The organism is Streptomyces djakartensis, assembly GCF_014651075.1.
Classification (GTDB): domain Bacteria; phylum Actinomycetota; class Actinomycetes; order Streptomycetales; family Streptomycetaceae; genus Streptomyces; species Streptomyces djakartensis.
Genome location: NZ_BMWE01000005.1, coordinates 97,026 through 111,874 on the forward strand (window position 1 = coordinate 97,026; position 14,849 = coordinate 111,874).

Consider the following 14,849-nt stretch of genomic DNA (forward strand, 5'->3'; position numbering starts at 1 on the left):
CGCGGGGAACCGCGCGAGAAACCCCCACGCCCACGCACCCGGCACTCAACGCACGGGCCGCACCACCATGGCCGATCCACCACCCCGGCGCACGGCCTCAGCGGCTGCCAGCCACTTCCCACCGGCCAGCCGCTGAACACCCGTGGCCGCACCGATCTCCGGGTTGACCTTGAAGGAGTGCCCGATCGCTTCGAGCTGCTTCCTCAACGCGGCGTTGTCATACAGTCCGGGCTCCAGCTCGGTCTGCGCGGCGTTGCGCTGACTGGCCCGAGGCGCGGCGATCGCGTCGGCCAACGGCAACCCCCGGTCGAGGAATCCGGTGAGCGTTTGCAGGACCGTCGTGATGATGGTCGCCCCGCCCGGCGACCCCAGCGCCACCACGGGCTTGTCATGCCGGTCGAGAACGATCGTCGGCGAGATCGACGACCGGGGCCGCTTCCCCGGCCCCGGCAGGTTCGGGTCGTGCACGGCCGGGTTCGCCGGGGCGAAGGAGAAGTCCGTCAGCTCGTTGTTGAGGATGAACCCCCGCCCCGGCACGGTGATGCCGCTGCCACCGGTCTGCTCGATGGTGAGCGTGTAGGCGACGACGTTCCCCCACTTGTCGGCCACCGTCAGATGGGTGGTGCTGTCGCCCTCGTACGTCGTGGGAGCCGCCTTGCCGCCGGCCTTGCAGGGCGCCGGATGGCGCGGATCCCCGGGCGCCACCGGACTGGTGAGCACCGCGTCGTCCTTGATGAGACACGCGCGCGAGTCGGCGTACCGCTGGGACAGCAGCTCCTTGGTCGGTACGTCCTCGAAGGCGGGGTCGCCCACCCACCGCCCGCGGTCCGCGAACGCGATCCGGCTGGCCTCGATGAAGCGGTGCAGGTACTGCGCCTGGCTCGCCTTCGACAGGTCGGTCCGCTCCAGGATGTTGAGCGCCTCACCGACCGTCGTGCCGCCGGAGGACGACGGCGCCATGGAGTACACCCCGAGGCCGCGGTAGGACGTCCGGGTGGGCGCTTGGAGCTTGGTGCGGTAGGCGGCCAGGTCCCGCATGGAGAGGGCACCGGGGCGGGCGTTCCAGCCGGAGTCGGGGTCGACCGGCGGCTTGTTGACCGTGTCGACGATGTCCCGGCCGATGTCTCCGCGGTAGAGCGCGCGCACGCCCCCGCGGCCCAGCTCCGCGTAGGTGCGGGCGAGGCCGGGGTTCTTGAAGGTGGATCCGACGGCGGGGAGCCGCCCGCCCGGCAGGAACAGCTCGGCGGTGTCCGGGAAGTAGCGGAAGCGGGTCTCGTTGGAGGCCGTCTGCGAGCGGAAGGTCTCGTCGACCGTGAAGCCGTCGCGGGCGAGCCGCTCGGCCGGCTTCAGGACACTGGCGAGCCCCTTGCTGCCCCACTCGTCCAGTGCCGTCTGCCAGGTGGCGGGCGTGCCCGGGGTTCCGACGCTCAGGCCGCTGCTGACGGCCTGGGCGAAGGGGATGGGCTTGCCGCTCTCGGTGAACAGGTTCTTGTCGGCGGTGAGCGGGGCGGTCTCGCGGCCGTCGATGGTGCGGACCGTGCGGGACCTGGCGTCGTAGTAGACGAAGTAGCCGCCCCCGCCGATGCCGGCGGAGTAGGGCTCGGTGACGCCGAGCGCGGCGGCGGTGGCGACGGCCGCGTCGACGGCGTTGCCGCCCTGCCTCAGGACCTCGATCCCGGCCGCGGAGGCGTCCGGGTCGACGCTGGAGACAGCGCCTCCGTAGCCGACGGCCAAGGGCTTCTTCTCAACGCCGTTGCCCGAGCCGACGGGTGGCGCCGACGCCCCCACCGACATCACCACGGCGGCCGAAACCGCCAGGACCGTCAGCTTCCGTGCCACAGGGCGACGCATCCGCACCTCCAGTCAAGGGCCGTTCGCGCAGCTTAATTCATCGCCACGGCGGCGTCATGAACGCGTCGGACGCCGGTGCGTCGGGCCCGCTACCATGCGCGCCCATGAATGACGACGTGCGCAACATCGTCCTGGGCGTGGTCGCGGCGGGGATAAGTGCCGCGATCGGCTGGGTGGCCCGCACCTACCTGTGGAAGCGGGGGCTCCGCCGGAAGCAGGCCTTTTTCGGACTGCCCGACAACTCCGAGTCGCTGCTGGTGGTGAACCGGGGCGCGGCTGGACCCGAGTTCGCGGTGATGCGCTACGACGTGTTCGCGCTCCTCGAACTGGCCGCGCTGATCAAGGACTGCAACGCCCACGCCCAGATCCTCCCGCACGACACGGCACGTCAGGGCTTCGGTGAGCGCACCGAGTTCTGTGTCGGCGGACCGGCCTCCAACCGCCGCATGGCCGCGCACCTGTCCTCCCTGCTCCCCGGGGTGCGGGTGAACGTCGACGCCGAACCCGGCCCGGACCGGGGCTCGTTCCAGGTCGGCTCCGACCGCTACCGCGTGGAGAACGGCAAGGAGGAGTACGCGCTGCTCGCCCGGCTCACCGCGGAGCGGAGCCAGAACACCCGTCCCGTCTTCCTGTTCTGCGGCCAGACCTCCATCACCAACCAGGCCGCCACCCGCTACCTCGCCCGCAACCAGGAGCGGCTCGCCCGCAAGTACGGCGCCGGCTCCTTCGTGCTGCTGCTGAAGGTGATCAACTCCCAGGCGTACGGCCCGGACGTCGTCGAACTGGTGGCGGACGTGACCCGGGCGGCACAGTCCCCGCTGCCCGCGGCTCCGGTTCCGCGCAACAGCCACCGCGCCTCCTAGTGCCCCGGCACTAGCTCCTCCACTTCTCAACAATCGTTACTGGCACGTAACTTACCGACGGGTTACCAGTGGTAAGGAGGTGAGGTTACCGTCTGGTCACTTTGCATTGACACGATTGAGGAGTGACCTGTGGGACACCACCGCCAGGTTCTGCGCACCACCGCCGCAGGCGTCGTCTCGGCGACCCTGGTCGCCGGCACCGCCCTCGGGCTCGCCCCCACCGCACAGGCGGCGCCGAACCCCGTCCGGTTCGTCGACATCTCCGGCGACGGCGGCACCGTCCTCAAGGCCAACGTCGTCACCCCGGCCGCCGCCGGCGGCACGCGTCGCTACCCGCTGCTCGTCATGCCCACGAGCTGGGGCCTGCCCCAGGTCGAGTACCTGGCCCAGGCGCAGAAACTCGCCGACTCGGGGTACGTCGTCGTCACCTACAACGTGCGCGGCTTCTGGCAGTCGGGCGGCGAGATAGAAGTCGCCGGACCGCCCGACGTGGCCGACGCCTCGAAGGTCATCGACTGGGCGCTCGCCAACACACCCTCGGACTCCGGGCACATCGGCATGGCGGGCGTCTCCTACGGCGCCGGCATCAGCCTGCTCACCGCCGCGCACGACAAGCGGGTCCGCACGGTCGCCGCGCTCAGCGGCTGGGCCGACCTGATCGACTCCATCTACAGCGGACGCACCCAGCACGTCCAGGCGGCCGCCCTGCTGGACGGCGCGAGTCTGGTGACGGGCCGCCAGGGAGCCGAACTCCGGCAGACCTTCGACGACTTCTACGCCTCCAACCTGGCGAAGGAGCCGGAGCTGATCGCCTGGGGGAAGAAACGTTCCGCTGTGACCTACGTCGACCAGATCAACGCCAACGGCACGGCGGTCATGCTCGCAGGCGCCTGGGGCGACACGGTCTTCCCACCCAACCAGTACGCCGACTTCTACGAGAAGCTGACCGGCCCCAAGCGGCTGGAGATGCGCCCCGGAGACCACGCCACCGCCGAGCTCACCGGACTGTTCGGGCTGCCCAACGACGTGTGGAAGGACACCGAGCGCTGGCTCGACCACCACCTCAGGGGTGTGGACAACGGCATCGACCGGGAACAGCCCGTTCGGCTCAAGCCCCGCTCCTCGGGCGGCTACGAGGGCTATCCGGACTGGAAGTCGGCAGCCGCGACCGAGCGGAAGATCGCCCTGGGGGGCACGACCACGATCCGCGCGAACGTGAACTCGGGCGCGGACGGCGGGACCGTCTTCCTGTCCAGCATCCTCGACCAGGTGGCCCAGCTGCCCCCGATGGCCTCCATCCCCCTCCTCCCCCGCCGCTGGGCGGCCGTGTGGCAGTCGGAGAAGTACCAGACGGCCCGACAGGTACGCGGGACGGCGAAGTTGCACACCACCGTCACCCCCACCGAGGAGAGCGGCACCCTCGTCGCCTACCTCTACGACGTGGGGCCGCTCGGCCTCGGCAAGCTGGTGACCAACGCGCCGTACACCTTCCACGGGCGCACCCCCGGAAAGCCGTTCGGCGTGGACCTGGAGCTGTACTCCACGGCCTACGACGTCCCGGCCGGGCATCGCCTCGCCCTGGTCGTCGACACGGTCGACCCGCTCTACATCGAGCACAACCCGTCCGGCGCGCAGCTGACCTTCTCCTCGCCTGCGAACGACCCGTCATACGTGTCGGTTCCGCTGCGCGAGCAGTGATCTGCGGCTGCCGCCGGACGGGCCTGGCCGATGTGAACCGCCGCACCCGCGGGCCGGATGGGCGACCTGCTCATCCCGGCCGGGTTCGGCGGAACTCGGTGAAGCCCCCTATCCGACAGGGATGAAGGGCACATCGTAGTCGAGGTTCGGCACGATGGGCCTTCCGGTGCCCGTCCGTTCAGTGCTTGAGGATCTTGGAGAGGAAGTCCTTGGCACGGTCGCTGCTGGGGTTGGTGAAGAACTCGTCGGGACTCCGGTCCTCGACGATCCGGCCGTCGGCCATGAAGACGACACGGTTGGCCGCCGAGCGGGCGAAGCCCATCTCGTGCGTGACGACGATCATGGTCATGCCCTCCCGGGCCAGTTGCCGCATGGCCTCGAGCACCTCGTTGATCATTTCTGGGTCGAGGGCGGAGGTCGGCTCGTCGAAGAGCATCACCTTGGGCTCCATGGCCAGAGCGCGGGCGATGGCCACGCGCTGCTGCTGGCCGCCGGAGAGCTGGGCCGGGTACTTGTCCGCCTGGTCGGCGACGCCGACCCGGTCGAGGAGTTCACGGGAGCGCTTGTCGGCGTCCTCCTTCCGGCGCCCGCGGACCTTGACCTGTCCCAGGGAGACGTTCTGCAGGACGGTCTTGTGGGCGAAGAGGTTGAACGACTGGAAAACCATGCCGACATCGGCACGCAGCCGCGCCAGGGGCTTGCCCTCCTCCGGCAGCGGCTGCCCGTCGAGGACGATCTCCCCGGACTCGATGGTCTCCAGCCGGTTGATCGCCCGGCACAGGGTCGACTTCCCCGACCCCGACGGGCCGATGACGACGACCACCTCTCCCCTGCCGACAGTGAGGTTGATGTCCTGAAGGACATGCAGCTCGCCGAAGTGCTTGTTGACGTCACGCAGCTCGATCAGCGGATCCACGGCCATACCCAGCCCTACTCACTCTCAGCTGTGCGGTGGTTGCCGCAACGTATCCAGGCACGGTCACCCGTGCGGGGCGACACGCACCTTTCGATCATTAGCCGTATTTACGGCGGACTTTGGGCCAAAGGTTGTGTGAGGTTTTGAGGGTCGGACGTCACGCCTCCGCGACTTCCGCGTACAGCTGGGACAGCTCGGGCACCCCGTTGGCGGCCCACTCGTGGCCGGACTCCACCACGTCGAACTCCCGGCCGGAGGCGAGCCGCACAATGGGCTGCCCGTCGGCCCTGATCTCCCACGCGGCTCCCGGCACGGAACGCACGATGACGGTGCCCAGGTAGAGCCCGGCGTCGTTACCGAGCCAGGCCAGCGTCTCCTCGTCGTCCCGCCAGCGCGGCACCAGCTGGTCCAGCGCCTCCAGCGAGGCGGTCGAGTCGTCCAGCCGGACACCCTCCCGGGACGCCTGGGAGCGGAGCAGTTCGCACTCGGCGAGGAGTTCCTCGATGCCTGCCGGATCGGGGACCCCGGCCTTGTGGCGCCGGTTGCCCAGGAAAGGGATGTTCATACGTCCAGCGTGTCATTCGTACCGCCGTACGCACCACAGGCGCGCGGGCCTGCGATTCCGGTCGGGTCCATGCCGAGTGAGGAGTCGGCCGTGCGCCGATGTGTCCGGGGGATCCGGTTCACGAGCACCGTGCGGGGGGTCGGGCGTGGAGGCGCGCGGGTCACCGGCGGCGCCGGCCTCCGGCGGCACGGCGGGTGTGGAGATCCCGGCCGGGGCCCACTGCTCGTGCCGTGGCGCCCCGGGTCCGGCCTACAGGTCCAGGTCGACGACCACCGGCGCGTGGTCCGAGGCGCCCTTGCCCTTGCGCTCCTCGCGGTCGACGTAGGCGTCCTCGACCGCCTTCGCGAACGGCTCGTTCGCGTACACCAGGTCGATGCGCATGCCCCGGTTCTTCGGGAAGCACAGCTGGCGGTAGTCCCAGTACGTGAACGGGTGGTCGTACTTGAGGGGGCGCGGGACCACGTCGGACAGGCCCGCCTCCCGCAGCGAGGCCAGGGCGGCCCGCTCGGCCGGGGTGACGTGGGTGGAGCCCTCGTAGGCGGCCGGGTCGAACACGTCGTCGTCCGTCGGCGCCACGTTGTAGTCGCCCATCACCGCGAAGGGGCGGCTGCCGGCCGCGTCACCGGCGACGGCCGCCTTGAGCGCCTCGAACCACTGGAGCTTGTAGGCGTAGTGCGGGTGGTCCACCTCACGGCCGTTCGGCACGTACACCGACCAGACGCGGAGCGGGCCGCAGGTCGCCGAGATGGCGCGGGGCTCGACCGAACCGTCGAACCCGGGGTCGCCGGGCAGACCCTTGACGACGTCCTCGATGCCGACGCGGGACAGCACCGCCACACCGTTCCACCGGCCGGTCGCGTGGACCGCCGACTCGTAGCCCAGCTCGCGCAGCTGCTCCGACGGGAACTGCTCCTCGGCGACCTTGGCCTCCTGGAGGCACAGCACGTCCGTGCCGCTGCTCTCCAGCCAGGCCAGGAGCCTCGGCAGGCGGGCGGTGATCGAGTTCACGTTCCAGGTCGCGATGCGCATGCCCCACAACCTACCCGGCGGGTCTGACAGCGCCGTCCCGGCGTCAGAGGTCCGCCGACGTCCCCGGGGTGAGCCGCAGGTGCTCCGCGCCGCCGAGCTGCCCGATCTGGCGGTCGTAGATCGGGCGGGCCAGGTCGGTGAGCAGGGCGTCGTGGATGTCGTAGGCGCGCCGCGGCCTCACTTCGCGGACGTAGTCGATGACCTCGGAGATCTTGCTCCAGGGGGCCATGACGGGAAGCATCAGCGTCTCCACCGGGTGCTCCGGGACGGTGAGGGCGTCGCCGGGGTGGAAGACCTTGCCGCCGTCGACGAGGTATCCGACGTTGGTGATGCGCGGGATGTCCGGGTGGATCACCGCGTGGAGCTCGCCGTGGACCTGGACGTCGAAACCGGCGGCGGTGAACGTGTCGCCGTGGCCGACGGTGTGCACGCGGCCGGGGAACGCCGGGGAGATCTTCTCCGCGACGGACCCGAGGGTCCAGATCTCGGCGGCCGGGTTGTTCTCCATCGCGGCGCGCAGCCGGGACTCGTCGAAGTGGTCGGGGTGCTCGTGGGTGACGAGGATCGCGTCCGCGCCGAGTGCGGCGTCCTCCTCGCTGAACCCGCCGGGGTCGACGACGAGGGTCCGGCCGTCCTTCTCGAGGCGGACGCAGGCGTGCGACATCTTCGTGAGCTTCATGCGTCCATCCTGCCCCCGGGCTCCCCCGCGGGCTCACTCCTGGGGGGTGGTCTCCTCGCGGATGACCTGCTGGGCGACCTTGAACGCGCTGTTCGCCGCGGGCATGCCGCAGTAGACGGCCGCCTGGAGCAGCACCTCCTTGATCTCGGCCGGGGTGAGGCCGTTGCGCAGGGCGGCTCTGGTGTGGAAGGCCAGTTCCTCCAGGTGGCCGCCGGCGACCAGCGCGGTGAGGGTGATACAGCTGCGGGTCCGCCGGTCAAGACCGGGGCGGTCCCAGATCTCGCCCCAGGTGTAGCGGGTGAGGAACTCCTGGAAGTCCCCGGAGAAGTCGTCGGCCCGCGCCAGCTCCTGGTCGACGTGTGCGTCGCCCAGCACTTCCCGGCGCACCTTGAGCCCGGCGTCGTAGGGGTCGGGCCGTCCCTGGGCCTGAGGCGGCACGGCCACCGGGGCGATCTCGCCGACCGGTCCCGTCTGCGGGGGCTGCGGCGGAGCGGGCGACAGGACCTGCTTGACGGCCGACGCGGGCAGGGCCGTCTGGCCGGTGGAGGTCTCGAAGGCGGGCTGCCAGGCGGTGGAGAAGTGCCGTACCAGGAGATCGGTGACCGCCGCGGGCTGCTCCACGGGCACCAGGTGGGAGGCGCCGGGTACGACGGCGAGGCGGGCGTCCGGGATGCCGGCGACCAGCGTACGGGCCTCGGCGGGGCCGGTGACCTGGTCGTCCGAGCCGACGAGAACCAGGGTCGGTACGCCGACGCGGCCGAGCTCGGCCCGGACGTCGAACGAGGCGAGTGCCTCGCAGGCGGCGATGTAGCAACCGGGGTCGGTGGTGCGCACCATCTGCACGGCCCACTCGGTGATCGCGGGCTGGGCGGCGGCGAACCCGCCGGTGAACCAGCGCTCGGGCGCGGTACGGGCGATGGGGTCGAGGCCGTTGGTACGGACGATCACACCTCGTTGCCGGAACTCGTCGGCCGTGCCGAACCGGGGTGAGGCGGCGATCAGCGTGAGTGAGGCGAGCCGCTCCGGGTGGCGCAGGGCCAGCTCGATGCCGACGGCGCCGCCGAGCGCGCAGCCCGCGTAGCCGAACCGCTGGACGCCGAGCCCCTCGAGGGTGGCCAGCAGCCGGGCGGCGAGGTCCGTGACCGATCCCGCCGGGTAGGCGGGTGCGCCGCCGTGTCCGGGCAGGTCGAACCGGAACACGCGCCACTGCTTGGTCAGTTCGGGGACCTGGCGGTCCCACATGTGCCATGTGGTACCCAGGGAGGGGCCCAGGATCAGGACAGGTGCGTCTTCTGGCCCGTCAAAGCGGTATTGCAGGGTGTTCGACGGTGTCTCACTCACGCCTCAGACCCTCTCATGTATCACGCCTGCCCCCATGACGGGGGCCGTGAGGATACGGGCTGGATGAGGTGAAAGATGCGGTGCGGGGCCGAACGGCGCGGGTGATCCGCCAGGGCGAGCAGGCGGCCTCTCGACCTCGCACGGCTGCCCCGCGCCGCTGCGGGTCGCGGCCGGCCCCGGAGGAGGCGATGGAGGCCCTGCTCGAAGGCCGCGACGGGTCCAAGCCTCCCCCGTCCGGGTGGTCGTGGCCGCTGGAACCCGCCCCTCAGGTCGAGAGGACCGCGGGGTCGATATACCCCGCGGGGGTAAGGCTGAACGTCTGCGGCCTCCGTCACGTACTAAGGGCATCAGTAGTGGTCGGCCCGATACGGAGGGCAGCAATGGGAAGTCCGGCTCTGACCTGGTCACTCGCGGCGGTCTCCGTGCTCGTCGCCATGGTGAGCCTGGCCCGGCTCGCGGCGGCCGACAGCGGAGAAGCCCGGTTCGCCGCGGGAGGCGACCTGGTCATGGCCGCGGGCATGGCCGCCATGTTCCTGCCGGCCACTTCGATGTCCTTCGGGGACCACGGCATCGTGTGGGTGACGGTGTTCGCCACCGTCGGTCTCGGTGGGGTCGTGCTGTCCGTACAGCACACGCTGCGACGCGGCTGGCGCCACGGCCGCCACTGGGGACACCACGTCCTCGGCAGCGCGGCCATGGTCATCATGACGCTTGCCATGCCCGGCAGCGCCTCCGGTCCTGTTCTCGCCCTGGGCACGTCCGGACACGGTCATGGGGGAGCGAGCCTGACAGGGATGTCAGGTCACGGCCATTCCGGGGCGGCCGGTCACGGCATGGCCTCCGCCGGCACCCAGGCGGCGGCGTCCGGCTCCGCCTCGGTCTGGCGCCTGGTCCTGGCCGGACTCGCCGTGTACTTCGTGCTCTCGATCGCCGCGTCCCTGTGGACCCGCTTCCGCGGCGCCGACCGGTCCGCCATGGCACCGGGCCGCCGTGGTGGCCGGTCCGGCTGGACGCACCGCCTTCTGGCCCTGCCCGACGCGATCGTGGTGTTCATCGCGTCGCCGGCCGTCTCCGTATGGGACAGGACCCGGCCGAGGAACGAGAAGCACCGCTCCCAGGCGACCGCGAGCGGCCGACGCCGCCGACGCGCGCCGGGTACCTCACCCGGTGCCGCACTGCTGTCCCACATCGGCATGGGCAGCACGATGGCGGCGATGCTGGCCATGATGGCCGGCTGAACCTCGCGTACGACCGGACCCGGATGCAGAGCCCCTTCGACGGTCCTCCTGCGCAGCGTCGGCCTCGACGTCCGCAGCGTCCTGGCCGCCAGGCACGGGCAACGGCTCGCGCGTCTCCTCGGGCACACCGTGCAGGACGGCGCACAGCACGAACGCCATCACGAGACAGCGGCAAGGACGGGGCGAGGCTCAGGCACTTCCATGGGCTCAACGGCGGTCGGCCCGCGAACGGTTGAGGCGCCACAGGAACTGGTCGACTCTCGAACCGACGCCGCGAGGCAGGGCGACACCAGGGCTGAAGTCTGCTGAGGCTGCCCGGATGCACGGTGGTCGCCGGGATGTGACGGCCCATGACGGCCCATGACGGCCCATGACCCCCACGGTGATCGTCGGCATCCGCGGTGGACGGCACCGCGACTCGACGGCCGCATGGCGAACGCCGCCGTTCGACGGCGAGGTGAAGGCCGTCGCACCGCGACAAGTCGGGTCGGCTCACGCTTGTCAGAAGGTACCGGTGGGGGGTATACATGGGGCTACTGAATACCCCCCGGGGGTATAGAGAGTCGCTACGAGCGGAGGACACCGTGTCGAACTGCTGCACCCCTGACGGAAGCTGCCACACCACCGCGGAGGTCAGGACGACCTACAAGGTCGACGGCGTCGGCAGCGCGCACTGCCAGGGCGTCGTCGCCAGGGCCGTGGGCGGGCTGGACGAGGTCTTGGCGGTCGAGGTCGAGACCGGCACCGGCCTGGTCACGGTGACGACCGCGGCCGAGCCCGGCGAGGCGCTCGACGCGCTGATCGCCAAGACCGTCGACGAGGCCGGTTACGGCTTCGCCGGCCGCGTGGCCGCCTGACCCACCTGCCGGACGGAGGGCCGCGGAGTCCTCGCGGCTCCCGTCCCCCTCCCTGTCCGTCGCACAACGCGTCCGTGAGCTCCGAGGAGCAGACATGACCACCACCACGCCCGGAGCCGCCGAGGTCGAACTCGCCATCGGCGGTATGACGTGCGCCTCGTGCGCCGCCCGGATCGAGAAGAAGCTCAACCGGATGGACGGGGTCGACGCCACCGTCAACTACGCCACCGAGAAGGCGAAGGTCACCTTCCGCGAGGACGTCACCGTGCCGGACCTCATCGCGGCGGTCGAGGCGACCGGCTACACCGCACGGGAGCCGCAGACCGAGACCGAGCGCGCCGACGGGTCCACGTCCGGTGAGGACTCGGAGGAGCAGGAGGAGGTCGACGGGTTGCGGCCGCTGCGCCGTCGGCTGACCACCGCCGTGGCACTCGCCGCCCCCGTGATCGCGATGGCCATGACCCCGGCGTTGCAGTTCGAGTACTGGCAGTGGCTCTCGCTCACCTTGGCGGCACCGGTGGTGACGTACGCGGCCTGGCCGTTCCACAGGGCCGCCTGGACCAACGCCAAGCACGGCGCCGCCACCATGGACACGCTGATCTCGGTCGGTACCTCGGCTGCGTTCCTGTGGTCGCTGTGGGCGCTGTTCTTCGGTACGGCCGGCACGCCCGGCATGACCCACCCCTTCGAACTCACCATCGCGCGCAGCGACGGCGCGGGGAACATCTACTTGGAGGCCGCGGCAGGTGTCACGGCCTTCATCCTGGCCGGGCGGTTCTTCGAGGCGCGCTCCAAGCGGAAGGCGGGGGCGGCGCTGAAGGCCCTGCTGGAGCTGGGCGCCAAGGACGTCACGGTGGTGCGCGGTGGCCGGGAAGAGCTCATCGCGGTCGGCGAGTTGAGGGTTGGCGACCGGTTCCTGGTGCGGCCCGGCGAGAAGATCGCCACCGACGGTGTGGTGGTCGAGGGGTCCTCCGCCGTGGACGCCTCGATGCTCACCGGCGAGTCGGTGCCGGTCGAGGTGGGCGTCGGGGACGCCGTCACGGGGGCCACGCTGAACGCCGGCGGCCGCCTGGTCGTCGAGGCCACCCGGATCGGCGCCGACACGCAGCTCGCCCGCATGGCCAAGCTGGTGGAGGACGCGCAGAACGGCAAGGCCGCGGCCCAGCGGCTCGCCGACAGGATCTCCGCGGTCTTCGTCCCGGTCGTGATCGCCCTGGCGCTCGGCACTCTGGGCTTCTGGCTCGGCAACGGTGCGGGACTGACCGCCGCCTTCACCGCCGCGGTCGCCGTCCTGATCATCGCCTGCCCGTGCGCCCTGGGCCTGGCCACGCCGACCGCGCTGATGGTCGGCACGGGGCGCGGCGCCCAACTCGGCATCCTCATCAAGGGGCCCGAGGTCCTGGAGACGACGCGCAAGGTCGACACCGTCGTGCTGGACAAGACGGGCACCGTGACCACCGGCAGGATGACCCTGCTCACCATGCACCCCGCCGACGACACGGACGAGGAGGAGGTCCTGCGCCTCGCCGGCGCCCTGGAGCACTCCTCCGAGCACCCCGTCGCGCAGGCCGTCGCCACCGGCGCCGCAGCACGCGTCGGCACCCTGCCGGCTCCGGAGGACTTCGCGAACATCCCGGGCCTCGGCGTCCAGGGCGTCGTCGAGGGCCACTCGGTCCTCGTCGGCCGGGAGAAGCTGCTCGCCGAGTGGGCCATCTCCCTGCCGGTGGACCTGCGACGCGCCAAGGCCGAGGCCGAGGCAGCCGGACGTACGGTCATCGCGGTCGCCTGGGACGGCGAGGCACGCGCGGTCCTGGAAGTCGCCGATGCCGTCAAGGAGACCAGCCCGGAGGCCGTCGAGCGGCTGCGCGCCCTCGGGTTGACGCCCATGCTGCTGACCGGCGACAACAAGGCGGTCGCCGAGGCGGTCGGCGCCGAGGTGGGCATCGCCCCCGAGCATGTGATCGCCGAGGTCATGCCGCAGGACAAGGTCGACGTCGTCAAGCGCCTGCAGAGCGAAGGCCGCTCGGTCGCGATGGTCGGCGACGGTGTCAACGACGCCGCCGCACTGGCCCAGGCCGACCTGGGCCTGGCGATGGGAACGGGCACGGACGCGGCGATCGAGGCAGGCGACCTGACCCTCGTGCGGGGCGACCTGGGGGCCGCGGCGGACGCCATCCGCCTCTCCCGCAAGACGCTGGGCACCATCAGGTCCAACCTCTTCTGGGCCTTCGCCTACAACGTCGCCGCCCTGCCACTCGCCGCCGCCGGCCTGCTCAACCCGATGATCGCCGGAGCGGCCATGGCCTTCTCCTCGGTCTTCGTGGTCGGCAACAGCCTGCGGCTGCGCGGGTTCCAGCCCGCCGACCGCTGAAGCGGGCCACGAGGCCGGTCGTCGGTGGCTGCAGGTGCCATACGATGTGGGCACCTCGGTGACGGGGCGGATGAGGGGGAAGGGTGCGACGGCTGGGTGACCTCGAGGCCGAAATCATGGACCGGCTGTGGCGGTGGGGACGGCCTGCCACGGTCCGGGAGGTCGTCGACGACATCAACGACAGGCGACCCGTGGCCTACACGACCGTGATGACCGTCGCGGACATCCTCCACCGCAAGGGCCTGCTCCGGCGCGAGAAGGCCGGGCGCGCCTGGCTCTACGAACCCGAGCGCAGCCGCGAGGAGTACACCGCCGCCCTCATGCAGGACGCGCTCGGCAACACCGAGGACCGTCAGGCGGCGTTGCAGCGCTTCGTGGAACACATGCCGCCGGAAGACGTGTCCGCGCTGGCCGCCGCACTGCGCGCGATGGGCCGGATACCCGGCAGCGCCGGGGAGCACGGAGCGTCCTCGTGACCGAGCCGCTGCAACTCCTGGGTTCTTCGGGCGAGTTGCTCATGGCAGGCCATCACGTGCTGCCGCCCCTGTCCATCGCCCTGGTGGTGGGCGTCCTGCTGCCGAGAGCACTCTCCCGCAGCCACTGGCCGCACCGGCGCCCCCGGCTCGCCGTCGCGGTGTGGAATCTGCTCGCGTCGGCCCTCACCGCTTCTGTGTCGCTGACAGCCCTGCGACTGGTCCTCTCCGGTGTCACGGAGTGCGGACCCCTCCTGCCGGACGGCCTGCCGGACGCGGGCACCCGCATGTGGGTGGCCCTGTCCGCGGCGGCCGTCGCGCCCGCCGCATTCGCTGCCGCCCTCGCCCGTGAACTCGTCAGTGCGGGGCGTCACCGCGCACGTCACGCCGAGCTCCTGCGCCTCGTCGGCACGCGGCGGCCGGAACTGCGGGCAACGGTGCTGCAGCACGAGACGCCGGCGGTGTACTGCCTGCCCGGCCGCGCACCGCAGGTGGTGATCAGCTCGGGCGCCCTCCATGTCCTGGCCGAACAGCAACTGACCGCCGTGCTGGAGCATGAGCGGGCGCACATCGCGGGCCGCCACCACCTGCTGACGGCCGCGGCCGTGGCCTGCGGCAGAACCTTCCGCGGACTGCCCTTGGCCGAGTCCGTTCGCACCGAGGTACCACTCCTGCTCGAAATGGCGGCCGACGACAGGGCGTTGCGCCGGTGTTCGCGGGACGCACTCGCCACCGCCTTGTTCGCGGTGGCGTCCGGGCAAGCACCCGACAAGGCGTTCGCGGCGGGCGGGCCGTCAGCGGTGCTGCGCATGCGCCGCATCCTCGCACCGCACGCCACGGGCTCCCCGGCACCGCGGACCGTGTTCGTGGCGCTCACCGCGGCAGCCGCCCTGATCACGCTTGTCCTGGCTTGCTGCTCCGTCCCGGGTGTCACCGGCTGACGCGTCAGGACCTCCCGGGCAGGTCTA

The 14,849-nt window shown here is 71.2% G+C and carries 13 protein-coding genes; 7 read left to right on the forward strand and 6 right to left on the reverse strand.

The window, feature by feature from the left end; translation table 11 throughout:
• Window positions 1-45: 45 nt before the first annotated feature.
• Complete coding sequence (gene ggt, locus IE212_RS10280; protein ID WP_190197445.1) at window positions 46-1,851, reverse strand: gamma-glutamyltransferase; 1,806 nt, start codon at window positions 1,849-1,851, stop codon at window positions 46-48.
• Window positions 1,852-1,955: 104 nt separating this feature from the next.
• Between ggt and IE212_RS10285 the strand changes: the two genes are divergently transcribed.
• Together IE212_RS10285 and IE212_RS10290 are read left to right on the forward strand one after the other, a co-directional pair.
• Entirely contained in the window at window positions 1,956-2,714 is a 759-nt protein-coding gene (locus IE212_RS10285) for a hypothetical protein (protein ID WP_190197446.1), read from the forward strand.
• A gap of 129 nt (window positions 2,715-2,843) precedes the next feature.
• A complete protein-coding gene (locus IE212_RS10290; RefSeq protein ID WP_190197447.1) occupies window positions 2,844-4,412 on the forward strand; it encodes a CocE/NonD family hydrolase in 1,569 nt (522 codons plus the stop codon).
• Between the two features lie 178 nt (window positions 4,413-4,590).
• On the opposite strand, the gene IE212_RS10295 is transcribed toward IE212_RS10290, so the two are convergent.
• From IE212_RS10295 to pcaDC, 5 genes are all read right to left on the reverse strand, one after another.
• Entirely contained in the window at window positions 4,591-5,334 is a 744-nt protein-coding gene (locus IE212_RS10295; RefSeq protein WP_190197448.1) for an amino acid ABC transporter ATP-binding protein, read from the reverse strand.
• A gap of 151 nt (window positions 5,335-5,485) precedes the next feature.
• On the reverse strand, window positions 5,486-5,893 hold the full coding sequence (locus tag IE212_RS10300; RefSeq protein WP_190197449.1) for a DUF6278 family protein: 408 nt from the start codon (window positions 5,891-5,893) through the stop codon (window positions 5,486-5,488).
• A gap of 249 nt (window positions 5,894-6,142) precedes the next feature.
• The gene (locus IE212_RS10305) at window positions 6,143-6,922 is read right to left on the reverse strand and encodes an exodeoxyribonuclease III (protein ID WP_190197450.1); all 780 of its coding nucleotides are present in this window, start codon (window positions 6,920-6,922) and stop codon (window positions 6,143-6,145) included.
• 43 nt (window positions 6,923-6,965) lie between these two features.
• Entirely contained in the window at window positions 6,966-7,601 is a 636-nt protein-coding gene (locus tag IE212_RS10310) for an MBL fold metallo-hydrolase (RefSeq protein ID WP_190197451.1), read from the reverse strand.
• A 33-nt stretch (window positions 7,602-7,634) separates the two neighbouring features.
• Window positions 7,635-8,942 (reverse strand): bifunctional 3-oxoadipate enol-lactonase/4-carboxymuconolactone decarboxylase PcaDC, encoded by a 1,308-nt coding sequence (gene pcaDC, locus IE212_RS10315; protein WP_190197452.1) that lies wholly within the window; start codon window positions 8,940-8,942, stop codon window positions 7,635-7,637.
• Window positions 8,943-9,322: 380 nt separating this feature from the next.
• On the opposite strand from pcaDC, the gene IE212_RS10320 reads away from it, so the two are divergent.
• The 5 genes from IE212_RS10320 to IE212_RS10340 all read left to right on the forward strand — a co-directional run bounded on the left by IE212_RS10320 (window position 9,323) and on the right by IE212_RS10340 (window position 14,822).
• Window positions 9,323-10,180, forward strand: coding sequence for a DUF5134 domain-containing protein (locus IE212_RS10320; protein WP_229864187.1), 858 nt, complete (start codon window positions 9,323-9,325; stop codon window positions 10,178-10,180).
• 584 nt (window positions 10,181-10,764) lie between these two features.
• Window positions 10,765-11,037, forward strand: a complete 273-nt coding sequence (locus IE212_RS10325; RefSeq protein WP_190197453.1) for a cation transporter — start codon at window positions 10,765-10,767, stop codon at window positions 11,035-11,037.
• A 94-nt stretch (window positions 11,038-11,131) separates the two neighbouring features.
• Window positions 11,132-13,408 carry a heavy metal translocating P-type ATPase gene (locus IE212_RS10330; protein ID WP_190197454.1) on the forward strand — a complete coding sequence of 759 codons (2,277 nt, stop codon included), beginning with the start codon at window positions 11,132-11,134 and terminating at the stop codon, window positions 13,406-13,408.
• A gap of 83 nt (window positions 13,409-13,491) precedes the next feature.
• Window positions 13,492-13,884, forward strand: a complete 393-nt coding sequence (locus IE212_RS10335; protein ID WP_190197455.1) for a BlaI/MecI/CopY family transcriptional regulator — start codon at window positions 13,492-13,494, stop codon at window positions 13,882-13,884.
• On the forward strand, window positions 13,881-14,822 hold the full coding sequence (locus IE212_RS10340; RefSeq protein ID WP_229864189.1) for a M56 family metallopeptidase: 942 nt from the start codon (window positions 13,881-13,883) through the stop codon (window positions 14,820-14,822). Before IE212_RS10335 ends, IE212_RS10340 begins: the two co-directional genes overlap by 4 nt.
• Window positions 14,823-14,849 lie beyond the last annotated feature (27 nt).